The 21,062-nt window shown below is 52.8% G+C and carries 17 protein-coding genes; 11 read left to right on the plus strand and 6 right to left on the minus strand.

Going from position 1 to position 21,062, the window contains the following annotated elements; genetic code table 11:
• Positions 1-235 precede the first annotated feature (235 nt).
• On the plus strand, positions 236-1,057 hold the full coding sequence (locus HUF19_RS07380; protein WP_260999180.1) for a hypothetical protein: 822 nt from the start codon (positions 236-238) through the stop codon (positions 1,055-1,057).
• Between the two features lie 265 nt (positions 1,058-1,322).
• Here the strand turns inward: HUF19_RS07380 and HUF19_RS07385 are convergent, their stop codons facing one another.
• The 6 genes from HUF19_RS07385 to rsxA are packed head-to-tail and all read right to left on the minus strand — an operon-like array spanning position 1,323 to position 7,237.
• Entirely contained in the window at positions 1,323-2,036 is a 714-nt protein-coding gene (locus HUF19_RS07385; RefSeq protein WP_260999480.1) for an electron transport complex subunit E, read from the minus strand.
• 2 nt (positions 2,037-2,038) lie between these two features.
• Complete coding sequence (gene rsxG / locus HUF19_RS07390; RefSeq protein WP_260999181.1) at positions 2,039-2,707, minus strand: electron transport complex subunit RsxG; 669 nt, start codon at positions 2,705-2,707, stop codon at positions 2,039-2,041.
• 9 nt (positions 2,708-2,716) lie between these two features.
• Positions 2,717-3,769, minus strand: coding sequence for an electron transport complex subunit RsxD (gene rsxD, locus HUF19_RS07395; protein ID WP_260999182.1), 1,053 nt, complete (start codon positions 3,767-3,769; stop codon positions 2,717-2,719).
• Between the two features lie 2 nt (positions 3,770-3,771).
• Positions 3,772-6,042 carry an electron transport complex subunit RsxC gene (rsxC, locus tag HUF19_RS07400; RefSeq protein WP_260999183.1) on the minus strand — a complete coding sequence of 757 codons (2,271 nt, stop codon included), beginning with the start codon at positions 6,040-6,042 and terminating at the stop codon, positions 3,772-3,774.
• Entirely contained in the window at positions 6,039-6,647 is a 609-nt protein-coding gene (gene rsxB, locus HUF19_RS07405; protein WP_230331935.1) for an electron transport complex subunit RsxB, read from the minus strand. The genes rsxC and rsxB overlap by 4 nt, the downstream gene beginning before the upstream one ends.
• An 8-nt stretch (positions 6,648-6,655) precedes the next feature.
• Positions 6,656-7,237 carry an electron transport complex subunit RsxA gene (gene rsxA / locus HUF19_RS07410; protein WP_145468997.1) on the minus strand — a complete coding sequence of 194 codons (582 nt, stop codon included), beginning with the start codon at positions 7,235-7,237 and terminating at the stop codon, positions 6,656-6,658.
• Positions 7,238-8,007: 770 nt separating this feature from the next.
• On the opposite strand from rsxA, the gene HUF19_RS07415 reads away from it, so the two are divergent.
• The 10 genes from HUF19_RS07415 to HUF19_RS07460 all read left to right on the plus strand — a co-directional run bounded on the left by HUF19_RS07415 (position 8,008) and on the right by HUF19_RS07460 (position 20,951).
• On the plus strand, positions 8,008-8,868 hold the full coding sequence (locus tag HUF19_RS07415; RefSeq protein WP_260999184.1) for a hypothetical protein: 861 nt from the start codon (positions 8,008-8,010) through the stop codon (positions 8,866-8,868).
• Positions 8,869-8,956: 88 nt separating this feature from the next.
• A complete protein-coding gene (locus tag HUF19_RS07420) occupies positions 8,957-9,313 on the plus strand; it encodes a hypothetical protein (RefSeq protein ID WP_260999185.1) in 357 nt (118 codons plus the stop codon).
• A gap of 60 nt (positions 9,314-9,373) precedes the next feature.
• The gene (locus tag HUF19_RS07425) at positions 9,374-10,072 is read left to right on the plus strand and encodes a hypothetical protein (protein WP_260999186.1); all 699 of its coding nucleotides are present in this window, start codon (positions 9,374-9,376) and stop codon (positions 10,070-10,072) included.
• A 155-nt stretch (positions 10,073-10,227) separates the two neighbouring features.
• Positions 10,228-10,653: a hypothetical protein gene (locus tag HUF19_RS07430; RefSeq protein ID WP_260999187.1), complete on the plus strand. Its 426-nt coding sequence runs from the start codon at positions 10,228-10,230 to the stop codon at positions 10,651-10,653.
• A gap of 428 nt (positions 10,654-11,081) precedes the next feature.
• On the plus strand, positions 11,082-13,403 hold the full coding sequence (locus tag HUF19_RS07435; protein WP_260999188.1) for an ABC transporter substrate-binding protein: 2,322 nt from the start codon (positions 11,082-11,084) through the stop codon (positions 13,401-13,403).
• A 1-nt stretch (position 13,404) separates the two neighbouring features.
• Positions 13,405-14,382 carry an ABC transporter permease gene (locus HUF19_RS07440; RefSeq protein ID WP_260999189.1) on the plus strand — a complete coding sequence of 326 codons (978 nt, stop codon included), beginning with the start codon at positions 13,405-13,407 and terminating at the stop codon, positions 14,380-14,382.
• A 15-nt stretch (positions 14,383-14,397) separates the two neighbouring features.
• Positions 14,398-15,822 carry an ABC transporter permease gene (locus HUF19_RS07445; protein ID WP_260999190.1) on the plus strand — a complete coding sequence of 475 codons (1,425 nt, stop codon included), beginning with the start codon at positions 14,398-14,400 and terminating at the stop codon, positions 15,820-15,822.
• A gap of 10 nt (positions 15,823-15,832) precedes the next feature.
• A complete protein-coding gene (locus tag HUF19_RS07450; protein WP_260999191.1) occupies positions 15,833-17,443 on the plus strand; it encodes an ABC transporter ATP-binding protein in 1,611 nt (536 codons plus the stop codon).
• A gap of 110 nt (positions 17,444-17,553) precedes the next feature.
• Positions 17,554-18,648, plus strand: a complete 1,095-nt coding sequence (apbC, locus tag HUF19_RS07455; RefSeq protein WP_260999192.1) for an iron-sulfur cluster carrier protein ApbC — start codon at positions 17,554-17,556, stop codon at positions 18,646-18,648.
• A gap of 260 nt (positions 18,649-18,908) precedes the next feature.
• Positions 18,909-20,951 carry an NADPH-dependent 2,4-dienoyl-CoA reductase gene (locus HUF19_RS07460; protein ID WP_260999193.1) on the plus strand — a complete coding sequence of 681 codons (2,043 nt, stop codon included), beginning with the start codon at positions 18,909-18,911 and terminating at the stop codon, positions 20,949-20,951.
• Positions 20,952-21,062 lie beyond the last annotated feature (111 nt).

A 21,062-nucleotide genomic window follows, 5' to 3' on the forward strand; every position in this document is an offset into this window, starting at 1 on the left:
TGAGTGGCAATAAGCGGGCGGCATTATACCGGAATCGTGCGGCCTGCCCAGTACGGCGGACTTTGCTCTGGCTGTCTGATGGCGCGTTGCTGTCAGACCGTCATTGGGTGGCCATTAAGCCTGCTATTAAGGCAGGCTTAGGAATATTGGTTGAAATTAATCGCAGCCAATAGCGACCATTGCGCAGGCAGGCTAAGTTCGGCAAGAGTGCTTCGTACCGGCAAAGGAGTGACCTGTGCGATTGATTAGCCTGCGATATTACCGTTCGGCCTGCTTTGGTTGCCTGTTTTTACTGTTGAGTGTCAGCGTTCTTGCGAGCGCTGTCAGTTCTTCTGTTGCCGGGCATAATGACGCCGTGATCATTGAATTGTCCTGGCAGGGCAGTACCGCTTCCGAGTTGTGGCTGATGGCACCTTCCGGCGAAATTATCCGCCCGACCCATCCCTTTGCAGAAACCCTTCCTGTCTGGCTGGAGCAGACTGACGCCAGTGAGCACTCCGTGGTTCGTCAGCGGTTGCATATCGACTATCAGCTGGCGCCGGGTGATTACCGTATTGCGCTGCAGCTTGTTGCCGAAGCGGCAGCAGAGGCTGTTGATGCTGCCGGTATCCGTTTTCAGCTGACGATGCGCCAGTACGGCCGGGTTATACGCCAGCTGAACGGGCGGTTGCGCAACAACTCTGAGCGGCAGAATTCACCAGAGGTTATCTGGCGTCTGAATGCGGCCGGGCACTGGAACAGTAACCTGCCGCTGGCACTCCTGCGCGAGCAGTTTCAGGGTGTCTGGCAGCTACAGAGTGCCGAACAGACCCGGGTTTATATCCGGCTTCAGGGCCGGAGCATGGAGCTGCAGGTTTATGAAGACGGCGAATGCCAGTGGCTGGCGTTGCAGGATGCCGTTACCTTACCCGGTGGCTTGCGCTGGCAGCAGGAGCAGCTGTGGCTGCATAGCGCGTTTTTCAGTGATCTGTTGTATGGGACAGTGGGTGAGGATGAATTTTTACCTATGCAGCAGGCTTCCTGGCCGGAAGGTGAGTGTGAGGGGATGTCGTTTTAAACAACACTGCTGCGCAGAGCATTTCACCTGGCTCCCACGCTCAGCGTGGTAGCCCCTTGCTGGCACAGTTGCATTCCTACGCAGAACGTAGGAACGAGAAAAAAACACCGGCGTCACCTGGCTCCCACGCTCAGCGTGGTAGTCCTTGCGGGCACAGTTGCATTCCCACGCAGAGCATAGGGAGGAGAAAGGAACGAGAAAGCATAAAAAAACACCGCAATGGCGGTGTTTTTTTAGGTGTGCGTTACTTTGCAGGCTTTCAGCCTCAGCTGATTTTACCAGTCACCCGCACCCGCTTACTGCCGGCTTCAACCGGTGCTTTCTGCGCTTCGGCTTTTTCTTTCAGCTTATCGTCGATGATATTTTTCAGTGCAATTAACAGCCCCATCGCCATAAAAGCACCGGGTGGCAGAATGGCGAATAAAAAGTCGGGGTAGTCTTTTACCAGTTCAATTTTCCAGCTGGCGGCGGCCGGTCCGAACAGTAACTGCATATCGGAGAAAATCACGCCCTGACCAAGAGTTTCGCGCATCGCGCCGAGAATAATCAGCACAATGGTAAAGCCCAGCGCCATGGTAAAACCGTCAACCACCGACGGAATTATCGGGTTTTTACAGGCAAAGGCATCGGCACGGCCAAGAATCGCGCAGTTGGTAACGATCAGCGGAATAAAGATACCCAGCACTTCGTATAACTCGTAGGTAAAGGCCTGCATCACCAGCTCGGCCACCGTGGTAAAGGAGGCAATAATCATCACAAAGGCGGGCAGACGCACGGCATCGGGTACGTGGTTGCGGATTAAGGACACAGAAAAATTCGAGCCTACCAGCACCATCATGGTCGCCAGACCCAGACCAAGGGCGTTCACCACTGAGCCGGTTACCGCCAGCAGCGGGCACAGACCCAGTAACTGCACCAGAGCCGGGTTGTTATGCCATAAGCCGTCGAGGCTGATATCGCGCAGGGATTTCGTTGCCATCATTATTCTCCGCTGCCTGAATACTGGGGTTCGCTCAGGCGTTGTCCCAGCAGTTCGTTTTTATGTAATTCAAAAAATTTCAGCGCCAGTTTTACCGCTTTAACAACCGCTCTCGGGGTAATGGTTGCGCCGGTAAACTGGTCAAAATCGCCACCGTCTTTTTTTACAGCCCAGCGTTCTGCTTTCGGGTTATTCAGGCTTTTCTCGTTAAAGCCCAGTACCCAGTCGGATTTTTTACGGTCGATTTTATCGCCCAGTCCTGGTGTTTCTTTATGTTCGATAACCCGTACACCGGCAATGCTGCCGTCGGCATGCACGCCAACCAGTACAGCAATCTGGGTGGTGTAACCATCCGGAGCAACCACTGGCAAAATCACGGTGTTAACCTGGCCGTTGGTGCGCGCCAGATGAATCTGGGCATCGTCCGGCAGGGGGCCAAGCAACTGTTGGTTAAAGCGTTTATCGACGGTGATGACATCGGTCAGCAGGTCGTTGTCGTAGCTGCCGGCCGGCACAATTTCATTCAGCGCTTTGGCCTGAGCCATACGGATATTGTGCTCAATGCGCTCTTTGGTGCCGACCTGAGCCACCGCGATGGCTCCGGCGGTGACCATGGCAAACAGGCCGAGGCCAATGGCATTGCGACGGACAGATTGCAGTAAATCGTTCATGGCCGCTCCTCAGCGTTGTTTTGGCGGCAGGCCGCGTTTGGCTTTGGCGTGACCATAGGTCCGCGGCTGGGTGTAGGCATCAATAAAGGGTGCAGCAAAGTTCATCAGCAGCACGGCAAAGGCCACGGCATCCGGGTAAGCACCCCAGGTGCGGATTACATACAGCAGAATACCGATACCGGCACCGTAAATCAGTTTGCCGCGTGGTGTGGTAGAGGCCGACACCGGGTCGGTGGCAATAAAAAAGGCCCCGAGCATGGTGGCACCACTGAGCAGATGCAGTGACAGCGGGGTGTACATATCTTCATCCCAGCCCAGCATCAGCGAGCACAGACTGAGCGATACCAGCATCGCCAGCGGAATGTGCCAGCTGATAATACGGCGCCAGATCAGCACCAGACCACCGGCGAGAAATGCCAGGTTGACCCATTCCCAGCCGCCGTTCAGCCAGCCGTTAAAGGTGGCTTCGGCCAGCACGCTGTCGGCGGTGCCTTTGGCAATCAGGTGTTTGTAAGCATCCAGTGGCGTAGCGCCACTGAAACCATCGGCCAGACTGGCGGAACCGGCAAAAATCACCTGCAGGGTATCGGCAAAGTCCAGCGTCGCCTGACCGGACATCTGCGTTGACAGCGCCCAGCTGGTGGTCATCTGTACCGGGAACGACACCAGTACCAACGCATAACCGACCATCGCCGGATTAAACGGATTGTTGCCCATACCGCCGTACAGCTGCTTGGCAAAGACGATGGCAAAAGCCGTGGCAACCAGCGTAATCCAGAAGGGGGCAAAAGGCGGCAGGGCAAGACCAATCAACACACCGGTTAACAGTGCGGTGTTGTCTTTCAGGAAAAACGCCAGCGGACGCTTACGGATACTGAGAATGGCCGCTTCGCTCGCAACCGCGGTGGCACTGGCGAGCAGCACATTAATAAAGGTGCCCCAGCCAAACAGGGCGGTAATTACCGCCAGACCCGGCAGGGTGGCAAGAATCACCGTCGCCATCACCTTGCTGGTGCTGTTCGGGCCGTGGGTGTGGGGTGAAGATAAGGTCAGCAAACCCATGGTCAGGACGCCTCGTTCGATGTTGTGCCGGCCGGCGCAAGGGCGGCCAGCTCCTGTTGCAGTTGCAATAGTTTATCCTGCTGTTTCTGTACGCCGAGTGTCAGGGCATCCACGGTGTCCAGCCCTTCGGCTTTAGCCATATCCAGACGCTCCTGCATTTTTGCCACCCGGTCTTGCTGGGCAAGGATCTTCTTGTTCAGCGCTTCGATATTGGCGGCCTGATCGGCGGCGTTATTATCAGCAGTCTGAGCGCCTGTTGCCTGAGGCGCAGCACTGCCACCGACAGTCGCACCGGCCGCAGCGCCATCAGCGACAGAGGCATCGTAAGCCGCTTTGGCTTCATTCACCCGTTCCTGCTGTTTGTCGACACCGGTCTGCAGCGCATCAACGGTATCCAGCCCCTGTTCTTTGGCTTCGGCCAGACGCTTGAGTGCGGTATCCAGTCGTGCCTGAGCGGTTTCCCATTTACGCTTTAAGCGCTCCGGTGAATTCGGATCGCCTTTATCGGTGTCGGTCGCAGCAGCTGCCGGTGCGGCTTTGGCGGCTTTTTTCGCAGCTGCAAGCTGTTTGGCCAGATCTTTGATTTTGTCCTGGGTTTTGTTCAGCGCGCTTTCAAATAACGGCACCTTGTCGGCCATGCTTTCATCGGCACGGGCGGCTTCGAGTTTTTCTTTGGTTTTCGCCAGTGCGCTTTGCGCGGCATCGAACTGCTTCTGCAGTTTTTCCAGTTCGGCGTTGCCGTCAGCTGTATTTGTAGCGGCTTCGCTGTCTGCGGGGACGGCAGGCTTGGCGGCCTGAGCTTTAGCCGCTGCTTCGGCACGGGCTTTACGCTTGGCTTCTTTCTCGGCGACTTCGCGTTCCTGACGGGCCAGACGCTCTTCAAAGCGCTGGCGCGCGCGTTCGGCCTTGGCCTGGGCGGCACGCTCTTCGCGAATGGCGCCTTTGGCGTAACGGTAATACTGCACCAGCGGAATATGGCTCGGGCACACGTAAGAGCAGGCACCGCATTCGATGCAGTCAAAAATATTGTGCTGTTCGGCTTTGTCGAACTCCTGACTCTTGCTGAACCAGTACAGCTGTTGAGGCAGCAGGTCGGCCGGACAGGCATCGGCGCACATGCCACAGCGGATACAGGCCATGGCGATATCGTTGGGCGGTAATTCTTTTTCGGTCGGTGCCAGCAGACAGTTGCTGGTTTTGGTGATCGGCAGATCCAGACCGGGCAGGGCAAAGCCCATCATCGGTCCACCCATAATCACGCGTTCGCGCTTTTGTGGCTGGTAGCCGGCCAGTTGCAGCAAGTGGCTGACCGGGGTGCCGATTAAGACTTCCCAGTTACCGGGCTGCTGCATCGCATCACCGGTTAAGGTGGTGATGCGCGAAATCAGCGGTTCGCCAAAGGCAACAGCGCGGTAAATGGCGGCCGCGGTGCCGACGTTCTGACACACCAGACCGAGGTCGGCAGGAATGCCACCGGCCGGAACTTCTTCGCCGGTTAAAATTTTGATCAGCTGTTTTTCACCACCGGACGGGTATTTGGTGGGAATGGTCACCACGTCGATATGGTGTTCTTCACCCAGCTCAACCAGCGCGCTGTTCAGGGCGGCAATGGCTTGCGGTTTGTTGTCTTCAACGCCGATCATGCAGCCTTTGGCGCCAAGAATATGCAGCAGAATCTGTGCGCCCTGAATGACTTCAGCCGCGCGTTCGCGCATCAGCATGTCATCGGCGGTGATGTAAGGTTCACACTCGGCGCCGTTCAGAATCAGGGTGAGAATCTCGCGCTGGCCGGTGCTCAGCTTAACCGCGGTGGGGAAACCGGCGCCACCCATACCGGCAATACCGCACTGGCGGATATGCTCGGTCAGCTGGCGCGGGCTGATATCGCTCAGATGCTCAAGGCCCAGTTGCTGATACAGGCTCTGGTGTTCAGTCCAGCGCTCGGCACCATCGGGAATAATCACGATGCAGTCTTCCTGCAGACCGGAAGCGTGCGGCACGGCGCGTGGCTCAACGGCTGCGACGGTGCCTGAGGTTGGCGCGTGTAATGGCACCGAGACAAAACCATCGGCGGCGGCAATCAGCTGGCCTTTTAATACCTGGTCACCGGCTTTCACAAGTGGCTTGGCGGCGGCACCAATATGCTGGTGCAGCGGCAGTACCAGCTCGGCTGGCAGGCTGGCCTGCTGTATCGGCGTAGCGGTGGACTGGGCTTTGTTTTCTGCCGGATGAATACCGCCATCAAAATTGTGCAGGCGAATCAGGTTGGTCATGCGGCGTCTCCGGCCAGGTGGTGATGACGGTCGGTGGCAATCAGTTCAACGCCTGAGGTCGGGGCCTGCCAGTACCAGTTGGATTTATCGACGCTGACCGGAATCATATCGATACAGTCAACCGGGCAGGGCTCCACACACAGGTCACAGCCGGTGCATTCATCGGCGATGACGGTATGCATCTGCTTGGCGGCACCGAGAATGGCATCGACCGGACAGGCCTGAATGCACTTGGTGCAGCCAATGCACTCGTCTTCACGGATAAAGGCAACGGTGGGCACGGCTTTTTCGGCGCCGTGTTCGGCGTCCAGCGGCTCAGGTTCTACGCCGAGCAGATCAGCCAACGACTGAATCGTGCCTTCGCCGCCGGGCGGGCATTTATTGATTTTTTCACCGCCGGCAATGGCTTCGGCGTAGGGCTTACAACCCGGATAGCCACACTGACCACACTGGGTCTGCGGCAGCAGGTTGTTGATCTGATCGACAATCGGGTTGCCTTCTACTTTAAAGCGGATGGCGGCAAAACCCAGAACGGCACCAAAAATAACCGCCAGAACGGCCAGCAGGCCGACCGCAATAACAATGGTCCAGAGTGCAGCTGACATGAAAACTCCTAAATACTGACCAGACCGGTAAAGCCTAAGAACGCCAGCGACATTAATCCGGCAGTGAGCATAGCGATGGCCGAGCCCTGAAAAGGCTTGGGTACGTCGGCGACGGCCACACGTTCACGCAGGGCGGCGAACAGTACCATCACCAGCGAGAAACCCACGGCGGCACCAAAGCCATAAAGAATGGATTCGACCAGGCTGTTGTCGCGTTTGATATTCAGCAGGGCCACACCCAGTACCGCGCAGTTGGTGGTAATCAGCGGTAAAAAGATACCCAGCACGCGGTACAGCAGCGGGCTGGTTTTGCGGATGGCCATCTCGGTAAAGCCCACCACCACGGCAATCACCATGATAAAACTGATGGTTTTCAGGTAGGCCAGATCCAGCGGAATCAGCAGGTAGGTGTACACCAGATAGCTGCACACCGATGCCAGCGTCAGCACGAAGGTGGTTGCCGCGCCCATGCCGATGGCGGTTTCCAGCTTGTTGGATACACCCATAAAAGGGCAGAGACCGAGGAACTGCACCAGCACGAAATTGTTGACCAGAATGGTGCTTACCAGAATCAGCAGATAGTCAGTCATCAATGGCTCCGCAGCACATGTGTACCGTCGATATTAAAAAATGGGCGCGCATTATCCCAAAACTGTGTTATTTCGGACAAGAAGGTTTTTTTCGGTTCTAAGCACCGTTTGGAATAAGCTTAGTGGTTGTTACGTCTATGGCTTGTAACGGCCGCCTTATTGGCATGCCTGCCGGGGATGATAGCGGCCTGCTGGGGGAAGGTACTGATGCGGGTCAAGGATATAACCGGATGGTTATTTTGAAGTGAAAGGCAGAAGGCATGAGCGGAACTTATCCGCGACAAAATCAGAAGATTCAAGTTGCCCGGCAAGCACCGTGTGGGAGCGGCTTTCAGCCGCGATATTTGCAATGGATGTTGTATTCGACTGCCTGCAACCCCGCATATTAAATCAGGTGACGTTCGTAGGAGCGGATCTTATCCGCGACAAAATCAGAAGACTCAGCTCACCCGGCAAGCACAGTGTGGGAGCGGCTTTCAGCCGCGATATTTGCACGCTTTGCATTCGTGCTTGCCCGTTTTGCCAGAGGGTAGTAACGTAAATGCCAAATGAGTCAATAGATTGCGCTTCGGTTTACAGGCTGGAGTGTAAAGTTAGCTGCACAGAAAACCGGAATTAACAGGCGTGCGCGTTTTTCTGGAAGGGATTTTTGAGTTATGGACGATTTCTCAGCTCGGTCAATAAGCTATGCGGGGTTTCTCTAAGGAGTCGCCCGGAATAAATGCGCACGCGCACTAATAAGCTGTTAAGCCAAAATAAGGATAATGTTCATGAGTTACGACCTGTTTTTAAAGCCAAAGAGTGGCGATCTCTCAAAACAGCAGTTCGACTCGTATTTTCAAGGTCGTGATAGATATAACTTAGAAGGATCACAAGCTTGGTATCAAAACGATGCAACAGGCGTATATTTTGTTTTTGAGTATCAGGAATCTGAAGATGACGAACCTGACTATTATCCTATTGCTTTCAATATGAACTACTTCAGGCCAACATACTTTGTCAAAGAAGCTGAGTCGGAAGTCATTGATTTTATTTCAAAGTTCGATCTGGAAGTAGATGATCCTCAAACTAATGGAATGGGTTCAGGCGATTTCAACGTAGATAAATTCAGGGGTGGGTGGCTTCACGGAAATGAATTTGGTTATCAATCCATTCTAAAGGACCATCCAGAAGTTTTCTGTCTTCCAACTAAAAAACTGGAAGACTGTTGGGCATGGAACAAGAACAAAGAATCCCAACAAGAACACGTTACAGATGATGTTTTTGTGCCTTCTATTATTCTTCTGAATTATGAAGGTCGCGCAGTAACAGCATGTGTATGGCCCGACGCAATTCCATCAATTATACCTCCAGTCGATATACTGCTGATTGGAAGGAAGGAGTTGGCACCGAGAAAGCTGTTTAAAAAAGTTGAGGATATGGCAATAGGGGGTTGGGATTCTGTAAAACCAATTCTAGAAAAGCATAAGGTGAGAATGGAGGGGGATGCTTACTATCTTTATTATCAGTCTGTACCAATTGAAATAAAGAAATATATAAAAACTCTTAAAGCATTTGATATTTCGTCATTAGAACGACTGTCATTCGATCAAGTATTGAATGAAGAGTTGGTGAAAAAATATGTGGCTTAACAAGTCAAAGCACTCGGAGCTATAGTAATGCGCTCAAACTTAGGATGCAGTAAGCTGCGCCGGTTAGTATGAGTGTTGGATTTTTATTATGGAATTATTAGAAATAACGGATACATTCATTGAGCTAGCTGGTACACCTAAAGAGTTTTCTGCTTTGGCTCGAGCTATTAAGAAGTCTAAGGTTTCGTCTAAAAATAGTATTATTTTGGACGGGATTTGTGAAAATGTTGATCTGATCTGTACGAGATCGACAACAAGAATCAGTATGGATAGCTCAATTAGGATTGAGTTTACAGAAGAGGCGAAAAATCAATTGCATGCGTTAATTGCTATTCCTTCAGATGCTCCTTCAGGTTCGCTATTTGTTTTAAACCCCATTGATTACGAAGATATCTTTACCGATGGATCAATGGGGATGGTTTTAAATATTAAAGAGAAAATCTAACAAAGCCAGCCAGGGGGCCGGAACCGCACCCTGCTGGCAGGCGTTATGTCTGAGGTTGCTATGGCAAACCAAGATTTGATATTAGGCGGTTTTGTAATCGTAAAAGTAAGCCCAGATAGCTCTGGTTTGGAGCATTGTGTCAGCGTTTCTCCAGATGTGTGTCCACAGTTTCCAGGAGAGGCAGGGTTTTGGTGGAATGACTTTGCAAATCGTAAACAAGAAGAGTATTTAGTCGAGTCTGGTATTCCTATAGAACGTTACACAGAGATTAAAGAGTGGGCCCAAAGCGCATTTGAGATCAAGTTCGGTTGGGCTTGCGTATTCTACGAGCTTAGTGATGCCAAAGAAGCAAAGCATGTGTTTTTTAGAAATGACCCGTCTATTCGAGTGATTGCCTTAGGTTTTTCAGCTCAAGATTCAACTGAGTTTCTCGATGGTTGGACACCAGGCAGTGATGACCCCTCTATTGGAGAACGTGCACTGCTAAAGATGCTGTTTTTGGGTAATCGAGTTCCTGAAAATTGGCCAACGTTAGGGTATGAGCTGGTCGAATGCTCGTCTGGTATGCTTGGCGAATCTTGGATGGTGCAAGATGGTCTTATTGAAAAATGCGCCCACGCGACCGGCCAAGTAATACCTAAAACGGGATTGTGTGAGACGCTTGAATCCGCGGAGCTGTGTAGGGAGTACATTGAAAATAGTGGCGTCGCTGACGAAGAAGGGCCATGGCTTTCAATACAGTTGGTAGATTGCACTTAGTACCATGAATGGGTTGTCGGACATAACAAACGGCTCCAAACGACAACCAACCGCCACGTCATTTGCGCCAACGGCGCGAGCGCCAATTTTGGCACAAATCCCGCTCTGGCTGATTGCGCCTGAGCCGGGCGTTATGCATCCAGGAGGTCGATATCATGAACTTTGAAGAAGAGCTTAAGAAGAAAACTGGTGGAAGAGCATTCTTCTATTCTTTTCAAAATGTAAGTTGGGCCAAAAGATATGAAGGATTAAGAGAGGTTGGCTTTATTAATTCCGATATTCTTACACTTTCAGAAGTGAAATTTAAAGATGCGGAAAAGTTACTTATAGATGTTCTATCGACCGATCTTTGTTACAAAAATGAAGTCATGACTAAGCTTAGTGCCAGAGAGTTGGCAAAGGAATTTATGGCGCTTCAAGATAAGCAGGCTCGGTTTTTCACTAATAGTAATGTTCCATATTCTAATGGTGAGAATGCATGGTCTTTCACACCTATCACGGGTGCAACGATTGATACGGGCTTGATGGTTAAAGTTGGTAAGCAGCTAGATTCCATGCTTTGGGTTGCAGATGTAGACTAATGCATAACAAGTCAATCAACTACGCGCCTACGATACCGAGCACAGCAAAGCTGCGCCGGTTATTGAGGCGTTATAGTTCTTAGAATAGACAAGGCGCCTATGCTGATAACGCGCCCGATCTCCGTTATGGAGTCTGCAACAGAGCCTGCAGCGGCAGCCTGATTGCCCCTTCTGTTTAAAATATAACCACCAGAGCGTCCGACACAGCGGACACTGACATATCCTGAATGAGGAAAGCTTGCACCGGCGGGAAATGTTGGCACACTCTGCTGTCATATCCGTCTGCCCCTGAGGTGGTTGGGCAGGCAAACACAATAATAAATCTCTGCATCGGACTGGCGTTGTGCCAGCTGCTCTCAGGTCGCCTTCGCTGTAAGAGGGAGCCGCAGTGAGGGGCTGACTGCCGGAGTTGTAATGGATAGCTGCTGATGAACACTGTTGTTTTGGGGAAGATGCGCTGCGGCGGGTTTACTGGTCGTCTGCAGGCTGGTTTGCAAAAGTCTGGCTGGCTGAAGGCTGTAAGCGCAGTTACCGGGCGCTTTGGCGGCGCAGGGCTATGGCTGGCAGGTGCGCTGTTGCTGGCGGGGTGCAGCGATCAGGCCTGGAACAATCCGCATCCGGAATCCGAAGCCAGCGCCAATATTCTCTATTCCAGTTTTTCTGAACGTCCCAAATTCCTTGATCCGGCCCGCTCTTACAGTTCGGATGAATCGCGCTTTATTGATCAGATTTACGAGCCGCCTCTGGCTTACGACTACCTTAAACGCCCTTACGAGCTGATCCCCAACACCCTGACGGCGATGCCGGATATCCGTTACAGCGATGCCGATGGCAATGAGGTGGATGCCGACAGTGAAAACATTGCCTTTTCTACCTACCACTTTCAGTTGCAACCCGGCATCCGTTATCAGCCGCATCCGGCCTTTGCCCTGAACGAAAACGGTGAATCACGCTATCTGTTTGCCTCGGCCGCCGAATCAGAGCAATACCGCAGTCTCGACGACTTTACTGAGCAGGGCAGCCGTGAACTGGTGGCCGAGGATTATGTGTATCAGGTTAAACGCCTGGCCGACCCTAAATTGCTGTCGCCGGTACGCGCACTGCTCAGCGATTATATTGTCGGCATGACGGAGTTCAGCAAGATTGCGAGTGATACGCGTAAAGCACTGGAAGAAAAAGCAGGCAAGCAGGCCTGGCTGGATTTACGCGAGCTCAGTATGGCCGGTGTTGAAGCCCAGAGCCGTTACGATTTTACCATCCGCTTAAAAGGCAAATATCCGCAGTTTAAATACTGGCTGGCCTTTCACTTTTTTGCTCCCATTCCCTGGGAGGTTGATCGTTTTTACCATCAGCCTGGGCTGGCCGACCGCAATATTGTGCTGAACTGGCACCCGGTGGGCACCGGCCCTTTTATGATGACGCGCAATAACCCCAACGAAGTCATTATTCTGGAAAAGAACCCGAACTACCGCGCCGATTATTATCCTGCTGAAGGTTCGCCTGAGGATGTTGCGGCCGGTTTACTGGATGACGCCGGAAAGCAATTGCCATTACTGGATAAAGTGGTTTACCGGTTGGAAAAAGAAGCCATCCCGCTGTGGACCAAGTTTATGCAGGGCTATTACGACCGCTCTGGTATTGCCAGTGACAGCTTTGATCAGGCGATCCGTGTCAGCAGCGATGGCATTGGCCTGAGCCCGGAAATGACGGCCAAAGGCGTAACGCTGGAAAAAGAAGTGGTGCTGGGCAGTTATTATCTTGCCTTTAATATGCTCGACCCGGTGGTCGGCGATAAAGGGGATGCCAAAAGCCGCGAACGTGCGCGCAAGCTGCGCCAGGCGATCGCCATTGCTTACGATCAGCAGGAAATGATTTCCATCTTTGCCAATGGTCGTGGCGAAGTAGCGATGAGCCCGATACCGCCGGGTATTTTCGGTTATCAGAGTGGCGAAGAGGGCATTAACCCTTATGTGTTTGACTGGGTGGATGGCAAACCACAGCGTAAATCGCTGGAAGAAGCTAAACGGTTATTGGCCGAAGCCGGTTACCCGGGCGGCCGCCATGCTAAAACCGGTGAGCCGCTGGTGCTGAATCTGGATACGCCGACCGGTGGCAGTGGCGGCAGCGCTATGCAGAACTGGATGATCAAACAATTTAAAAAGCTGAATATTCAGCTCAATATCCGTGGTACAGACTACAACCGCTTTAAAGAAAAAATGCAGACCGGTAATGCCCAGTTATTCCAGTGGGGCTGGCTGGCTGATTATCCGGATGCCGAAAACTTCCTGTTTTTACAGTACGGTAATAACGGTCAGGTGATCAGCGGCGGCAGTGGGGTAAATTCCACTAATTACAACAATGCCGAATACAACCGCCTGTTTGACCAGATGCAGCTGATGGAAGATTCGCCGCAGCGCATGGAGATTATCCGCCGCATGATTGCCATTCTGCAGCGCGATGCGGTGTGGGCATCCGGCTGGCATCCGCATTCCTATGTGCTGAATAATCATTGGGTTCGTAATGTTAAGGCCCATGGCATCAGCAAGAGTGTACTTAAATATTTTGCCGTTGATGTTGAACAGCGCAGTCAGGCACAGGCGGCCTGGAATGCACCGGTGTTATGGCCCATTTTTGTCGTCGCCGGAATTCTGCTGATTGCGTTGCTGCCGGGTTACCGTGCCTTCCGCCGGCGCCAGCAGCGCCGTATCGGCAACGGGCAGACAATCCATTCAGCAGAGCAGGAGGGCTGATATGCTGGCTTATATTATCCGTCGTTTAGCCTACGCCCTGCCGATTCTTCTCGGTGTGAACCTGCTGACCTTTGCCCTGTTTTTTATGGTGAATACACCGGATCAGATGGCGCGGGTGCAGCTGGGTGATAAACATGTCTCAGAAGAAGCCATAGAGCAATGGAAAGCCCAGCGCGGTTATGACAAACCCTTATTTATTAACACCGCTGAAAACAGCGAAGGGCTGCTGACCGATACCATCTTTTTTGAAAAATCAGCGCGGCTGTTCGTGTTTGATTTTGGCAAATCGGATGAAGGCCGGGTCATTGGTGCCGATATCAGTGAAAGGATGTGGCCGAGTCTGGCGGTTGCCTTGCCGACCTTTATTATCGGCATCAGCGTCAATATTGTATTCGCGCTGTTTGTGGTGATGTTCCGCGCCAGTGCGTTTGATACCGCTGCGATGGTGCTGTGCGTCGTGCTGCTGTCGATATCCGGGGTGTTTTATATTCTGGGCGGGCAGTATTTCTTTGCCAAACTCTGGCATCTGGTGCCGATTTCCGGCTATCTGGCCGGCACCGATGCTATTCGTTTTCTGATCTTGCCGGTGATTATCGGCGTGGTCGCCGGTATCGGTGGTGGTACGCGGTTGTACCGCACGTTATTTCTGGAAGAAGCCAATAAAGATTATGTACGCACTGCGCGCGCCAAAGGGGTGTCGGAAACCGCGGTATTGTTCCGTCATATTCTGCCTAACGGCCTGATTCCGATTCTCACCAGTGTGGTAGTGGTGATCCCATCGTTATTTATGGGCAGCCTGCTGATTGAATCTTTCTTTGGCATTCCCGGCCTTGGCAGTTACACCCTGGATGCTATTCAGGCGCAGGATTTTGCCATCGTGCGCAGCATGGTGTTTCTTGGTTCCGTACTTTATATCCTCGGTCTGATTCTGACGGATATTTCTTACACCCTGGTCGATCCACGGGTAAGGCTGTCCTGATATGAGTGACCTGATATGAATGAATTGACGTCTGTTATGAATGAATTACTGAGCATCAAGCCTGTCGTGTTGTGGAGCGATGTGCTTATTTATATTCTGGTGGCCAGTCTCGGACTGTTTTTTTACCAGTTAAGTAAAAACCCGCTGGCGCGTCAGCGCTGGCGTACGGTGTTTCACTCCCGTGCCGGTGTCGCCTCGTTTATCGTTATTCTGTTTTATCTGTTGATTGCCTTGCTGGATTCCCTGCATTACCGCGCACCTCTGGAAAAAACCGAAGGCAGCGAGGAAGTACATTACAGTCAGGAAGTGCAAAGCGTTCTGGATGTAGTGCTGACTGAGCTGCGCAATAAAGATGAAAAAACCTATTCGGCACCGTTCGCAATTTATTCTTTCGCCAAAGAAAATATGCAAACCGACGACGGTGTGGTGTACCGCGATTTTCCGCGCTTAGCGAATGCCGGGCAGCATCTTGCCGATGAGGCTGATCATGGCAAGGATATCTTTGTCCGCTCTATGAAGGCATTGCTGGTGGCGGCCTTTATCAGCGCGGTAATTATCGGTTTGCATATCGCCTGGCGTAAGCGTCAACAGCGTCAGCAGTGTAGCAGGGGGCTGACCACTCAGCAGACATTGCCCTGGGGAACCATTTATCTGACGCTGTCTTTATTGGTGCTGGCCTGTTGCTGGGTGCTGGAGCTGAGTAAGGTGTATCACATTCTGGGTACCGATAAAGTCGGGCAGGATGTTCTCTACTGGAGTATTAAAGCCATCCGCACCGGGGTGTTAATCGGTACCCTGGCAACGTTGCTGACGCTGCCGCTGGCGATTGTGCTGGGTATCAGTGCTGGCTACTTCAAAGGCTGGGTTGATGATGTGGTGCAGTATATTTACACCACATTAAGTTCTATTCCGGGCATTCTGTTAATTGCCGCATCGGTGCTGCTGATTGATGTGTATATCGAGACTCATCCGGAGCAGTTTAATCTGGTAGCTGTGCGGGCCGATTTTAAATTCCTGGCACTGTGTTTTATTTTAGGCATGACCAGCTGGACCGGCCTGTGCCGCTTATTGCGCGCCGAAACCTTAAAAGTCAGCCAGCTGGATTATGTGCAGGCGGCTCATGCCTTTGGTGTTGGCCATAACCGTATTATTTACCGCCATATTCTGCCCAATATTACCCATATTATTCTGATTGCTCTGGTGCTGGATTTCAGCGTCTTTGTGTTGGCCGAAGCCGTGTTGTCTTATATCGGCGTCGGCGTTGATCCGTCGATGGCCAGTTGGGGCAATATGATTAACGAAGCACGGTCTGAGTTATCCCGTGATCCGGTGGTGTGGTGGTCGGTTGCGGCGGCCTTTGTGCTGATGTTTGTGCTGGTGCTGGCGGCGAATTTATTCTCCGACCGCGTCCGTGATGCCTTCGATCCACGGTCGGCCTGAGGAGAAAGTGATGGAATTATTACAGGTCGAAAACCTCAGTATTGAATTATTACCGGGCAAATATCAGCAGGCGGGGCGTTTGCTGGTTAAACCGGTGAGTTTCAGTATTCACGCCGGAGAAATTCTGGCTCTGGTAGGCGAGAGTGGCTCGGGTAAATCGCTGACGTCACTGGCGTTAATGCGCCTGCTGCCGGAGGCGCTGGCGATCCGCAGTGGCCGGGTGCAACTGGCCGGAACCGATGTGTTTGATCTGACCGAAGCGCAGATGAACTCGGTACGCGGACGCATGGCGGCGATGGTATTTCAGGAGCCGCAAAGCTCGTTGAATCCGGTGCAGACTATTGAACAGCAGATTGGCGAAGTGCTGCGTCTGCATAAAGGGTTAAGCGGTGCCGCGCTGCGCGAAAAAATCATCAGTCTGCTGCACGAGGTGGGCATTAACGATGCTGAGCAGCGTTTAGGCTGGTATCCGCATCAGCTGTCCGGCGGTCAGAAGCAGCGGGTGGTGATCGCCATTGCGCTGGCCTGCGAGCCGCAATTACTGATTGCCGACGAACCGACCACCGCACTGGATGTCACCATCCAGAAACAGATTCTGGAATTACTTAACGAATTACGCCGCAAACGCCAGCTGGCCGTACTGTTAATTACCCACGATATGGGCGTGGTGGCACAGATGGCCGATCGTGTGGCGGTGATGCGCTATGGCGAAATTGTTGAACAGGCCGTTGCCCGCGAATTTTTTGCCGCGCCAAAACATGAATACAGCCGTGCGCTGATTCACTCATTACCCGATCGCCGCCATTTTTTATCTGCTCCGGCGCAAAGCGAGCCTTTGTTGCAGTTAAAGGATGTGCGTGTCTGGTTTGCCCAGCGTAAAGGTATTCTGCAGCGGGTGGTTGGCCACACTAAAGCGGTGGACGGCATCAGTCTGAGTATTGGCCGGGGTGAAACACTGGCTTTGGTAGGCGAGAGTGGTTCGGGTAAATCGACCGCCGGGCGCGCTATTTTGAGTCTGGAACCGCTGGCCGGTGGTGAGCTGTATTTTGCCGGCGAACGCATTGATCAGCTCAGCCAGCGTCAGTTTTTACCGTTGCGCAAACGCATTCAGGTGATTTTTCAGGACCCGTTTTCGTCGATGAATCCGCGTATGAATGTGCGCGATATTCTGGCCGAAGGCATGATCGCTTTAAAGGTTGAGCCGGATGCGGAAAAACGCGAACAACGCCTGCAGGCATTGCTGCAGCGGGTCGGGCTGGAAGTCGCGCACCTTGATCGTTTTCCCCATGAGTTTTCCGGCGGCCAACGCCAGCGTCTGGCCATTGCCCGTGCTATTGCGGTGGAGCCTGAGCTGATTATCTGTGATGAACCAACCAGCGCACTGGATGTTTCTATTCGTGGTCAGGTGTTGCAGCTGCTGCAGGAATTACAGCAGGAAATGGGCTTGTCGTATCTGTTTATTACCCACGATCTGTCGATTATTCCGCATCTGGCGCACCGCGTGGCGGTGATGAAAGACGGCGTCATCGTTGAGCAGGGCAATACCGAGCAGATAATGACCGCACCGCAGCACGACTACACCCGCAGCCTGCTGGCTTCGGTACCAGTCAGCCCGGTTTAGTGGCGCCAGCGCAGTATTGAATAACCCGACACTCTGGCGGTGGTAATTCTGCCGCCGGGGCGTAAAATCCTGCCATTCTTTGTTGTCGCCCTTTTGTGCAGGAGTGTCTTGTGTCACAGATTTCCCGTTCTCAGGTTGAGGCCGCTCTGGCCGGTTATACCGATCCTTATCTGGAATCCGATCTGCTCAGCGCCGGTTGCGTGCGTGATATCCGTATCGATGGCGGCCGGGTTGAGGTGGATATTCATCTCGATTACCCGTCTGAATTTCTCAAAGGCGGCATCGCGCAGATGCTGCAAACGGCGCTGGAAAATATCGATGGCTGCAGCGCTGCGGCGGTGAACATCAGCTGGTCGGTGGCGGAAAATAAAAGCCAGAACAGCGTTGAAGCCATTACTCAGGTAAAAAATATTGTTGCGGTGGCGTCCGGTAAAGGCGGTGTGGGTAAATCCACTACCGCGGTTAACCTGGCCATTGCGCTGGCCAAAGACGGCGCCAAAGTCGGCCTGCTGGATGCCGATATTTACGGCCCGAGTCAGGGCATTATGCTGGGGGTCGAAGACGGCACCCGCCCGGAAACCATTGACAACAAATGGTTTGTGCCTGTTGAAGCTCATGGCCTGAAAAGTATGTCGATGGCGTATCTGGTGACCGAAAGCACGCCGATGGTCTGGCGCGGGCCGATGGTTGCCGGGGCGCTGATGCAGATTCTGACCCAGACCCAGTGGGGCGAGCTGGATTATCTGATTATTGATATGCCGCCGGGCACCGGTGATATTCAGCTGACCCTGAGCCAGAAATTCCCGGTATCCGGTGCAGTGATTGTTACCACGCCGCAGGATATTGCCCTGGCCGACGCCAAAAAAGGCGTGGAAATGTTCCGCAAAGTGAATATTCCGGTGCTGGGCATGATTGAAAATATGAGCATGCATATCTGTTCGCAGTGTGGCCATGCGGAACATATTTTTGGTGAAGACGGTGCCGAGCGTCTGGCGGAAACCTACAACACCACGGTACTGGGTTCGCTGCCGTTATCCAAATATATCCGCGAGCAGTCCGATGCCGGTACGCCGGTGGTGGCTGCGGACGATTGCTCGGAAGTCTCTATGATGTACCGCCATGCTTCACGCCGTCTGGCGGTGGCACTGGCGCGTCAGGCCGCTGCGGCGCAGGCGATGCCATCTATTGAGATTGCTGACGAGTGATGGCAGGCAGGTAGCTTGCAGACGAGCAGGCTGCTTGCCTTAAAATCCCGGCTTCCGCAGTCTGGCTTCTGGGTTCTGCTCTCGGGCCCGGCTTACAGTGTCTGGTGTTAAGAATGATCATTCATATGCTATGTTTGGTCATTTACCTGTCAGTAAAGCCGGGTAAACTGGTTCGCCATAAAGCAATACAGGATGCCGGCTTGTCCGGCAGCCGATGATAATAACCTGTGCCAACACAACCGATTTGTGAGAAAGCAACCATGAGCAAGTACTCCCATATTCTGCAGCCACTGGATCTTGGCTTCACCACTCTGAAAAACCGCGTGATGATGGGCTCCATGCACACCGGCCTGGAAGATCGTCCGTGGCACTTTGGTGAGCTGGCAGAATACTTTGCCGAGCGTGCCCGTGGTGGTGTTGGCCTGCTGGTAACCGGTGGTTTCTCGCCGAACCGTGCCGGTGACCTGTTGCCGTTTGGCTCCAAAATGATGAGCAGCTGGCAGGTGCCTTTCCACAAAAAAGTTACCAATGCCGTGCATGAAAACGGTTCCAAAATTCTGCTGCAGATTCTGCACGCCGGCCGTTACGGTTACACCCCGCTGAACGTTGCACCTTCTGCGATTAAATCGCCGATTACACCGTTCAAACCAAAAGAACTGACCAGCAAACAGATTTATAAAACCATCGACCAGTATGCCCGTGCCGCCAAGCTGGCACAGAAAGCCGGTTACGATGGTGTTGAGGTGATGGGTTCTGAAGGTTATTTCATCACCCAGATGATCAACAAGCGCACCAACCAGCGCAGTGATGAGTGGGGCGGTTCTTACGAAAACCGTATCCGTTTCCCGCTGGAAGTGATCCGCAAAATGCGCGCGACTGTAGGCGAAGAATTCATCATCATGTTCCGCCTGTCGATGCTGGATCTGGTGGAAGAAGCGTCTGATATGGAAGAAGTTATCCATCTGGCGAAAGAACTGGAAAAAGCCGGTGTCACCATTATTAATACCGGTATTGGCTGGCACGAAGCCCGTGTTCCGACCATCGTAACCTCTGTTCCGCGTGCAGCGTTCGCCGATGTGACCGCCAAGGTAAAAGCGCAGGTCAATATTCCGGTGGTCGCTTCTAACCGTATTAATATGCCGGAAACGGCGGAAGATATTATCGCCAACGGCAAAGCCGATATGGTGTCGATGGCGCGTCCGTTACTGGCCGACCCGTACTGGGTGAAAAAGGTTGAAGAAGACCGCGCTGACGAAATCAACACCTGTATCGCCTGTAACCAGGCTTGTCTGGATCACACGTTCGAAAACAAACGCGCGTCCTGCTTAGTCAACCCGCGTGCCTGTAACGAAACCAGACTGGTGTACATCCCGGTTAAACAGGCGAAAAAAGTAGCCGTTGTTGGTGCTGGTCCTGCGGGTCTGGCCTGTGCGGTTACGGCCGCTGAGCGTGGCCATGCAGTCACTCTGTTTGAAGGCCGTGGCGAAATCGGTGGTCAGTTCAATTACGCCTCGAAAATTCCGGGCAAAGAAGAATTTAAAGAAACCATCCGTTACTTCACCACCATGATCAAAAAATACAATATTGATCTGAAGCTGAACCACATCGTAACGGCCGATGAATTAAAAGCCGGTGGTTTTGACGAAGTGGTGATCGCCTCCGGTGTTGCACCGCGTATGCCGAATATTCCGGGTATCGACAGCCCGAAAGTGGTGTCTTACCAGGAAGTGCTGGATAAAGAACTGCAACTGGGTAAAAGCGTTGCCGTGATGGGTGCGGGTGGTATCGGTTTCGATATCAGCGAATACCTGACCCACGAAGGTGAATCCACCACGCTGAATAAAGACGCCTGGATGAAAGAGTGGGGCGTGGACGAAAGCAACAGCACCCGCGGTGGTCTGAAAAAAGCCGAAATTCACCCATCACCACGCAAAGTGTACATGATGCAGCGTAAGGCTTCGTCACTGGGTAAAGGCCTGAACAAAACCACCGGTTGGGTACACCGTGCCGTGATGAAAATGAAAGGCGTGGAAATGATTGGCGGTGTGTCTTACGACAAGATCGACGAACAGGGCCTGCACATCACCATCACCAAAGGTGAAGAGAGCAGCCAGCGCGTACTCGACGTTGATCACATCGTTATCTGTGCCGGTCAGGTATCGGTTAACGAACTGCACGAAACCCTGAAAGCTGACGAAAGCAAAGGCTTTGGTCTGCATCTGGTGGGTGGTGCTGAGTTTGCCGGTGAGCTGGACGCCAAGCGCGCCATCAAACTGGCCAGCGAACTGGCGGCCAGCCTGTAATATCGGGTTGGTTTTCAGTGAATAAAAAACGCCGCTTAATGCGGCGTTTTTTTATGGTTGCGGTTTATCAGCACAGCTATAAGCACATGGCCGGATAATGCTGATTTCCCC

This window comes from Thalassolituus hydrocarboniclasticus, assembly GCF_025345565.1.
GTDB classification, from domain to species: Bacteria; Pseudomonadota; Gammaproteobacteria; order Pseudomonadales; family Oceanobacteraceae; genus Venatoribacter; species Venatoribacter hydrocarboniclasticus.

Coding starts and splice junctions, on each gene's coding strand:
- HUF19_RS07385 (WP_260999480.1), bottom strand. CDS start 2,036: ATGGCAACGAAATCCCTGCGCGATATCAGCCTCGACGGCTTATGGCAT.
- rsxG (WP_260999181.1), bottom strand. CDS start 2,707: ATGAACGATTTACTGCAATCTGTCCGTCGCAATGCCATTGGCCTCGGC.
- rsxD (WP_260999182.1), bottom strand. CDS start 3,769: ATGGGTTTGCTGACCTTATCTTCACCCCACACCCACGGCCCGAACAGC.
- rsxC (WP_260999183.1), bottom strand. CDS start 6,042: ATGACCAACCTGATTCGCCTGCACAATTTTGATGGCGGTATTCATCCG.
- rsxB (WP_230331935.1), bottom strand. CDS start 6,647: ATGTCAGCTGCACTCTGGACCATTGTTATTGCGGTCGGCCTGCTGGCC.
- rsxA (WP_145468997.1), bottom strand. CDS start 7,237: ATGACTGACTATCTGCTGATTCTGGTAAGCACCATTCTGGTCAACAAT.
- HUF19_RS07415 (WP_260999184.1), top strand. CDS start 8,008: ATGAGTTACGACCTGTTTTTAAAGCCAAAGAGTGGCGATCTCTCAAAA.
- HUF19_RS07420 (WP_260999185.1), top strand. CDS start 8,957: ATGGAATTATTAGAAATAACGGATACATTCATTGAGCTAGCTGGTACA.
- HUF19_RS07425 (WP_260999186.1), top strand. CDS start 9,374: ATGGCAAACCAAGATTTGATATTAGGCGGTTTTGTAATCGTAAAAGTA.
- HUF19_RS07430 (WP_260999187.1), top strand. CDS start 10,228: ATGAACTTTGAAGAAGAGCTTAAGAAGAAAACTGGTGGAAGAGCATTC.
- HUF19_RS07435 (WP_260999188.1), top strand. CDS start 11,082: ATGAACACTGTTGTTTTGGGGAAGATGCGCTGCGGCGGGTTTACTGGT.
- HUF19_RS07440 (WP_260999189.1), top strand. CDS start 13,405: ATGCTGGCTTATATTATCCGTCGTTTAGCCTACGCCCTGCCGATTCTT.
- HUF19_RS07445 (WP_260999190.1), top strand. CDS start 14,398: ATGAATGAATTGACGTCTGTTATGAATGAATTACTGAGCATCAAGCCT.
- HUF19_RS07450 (WP_260999191.1), top strand. CDS start 15,833: ATGGAATTATTACAGGTCGAAAACCTCAGTATTGAATTATTACCGGGC.
- HUF19_RS07460 (WP_260999193.1), top strand. CDS start 18,909: ATGAGCAAGTACTCCCATATTCTGCAGCCACTGGATCTTGGCTTCACC.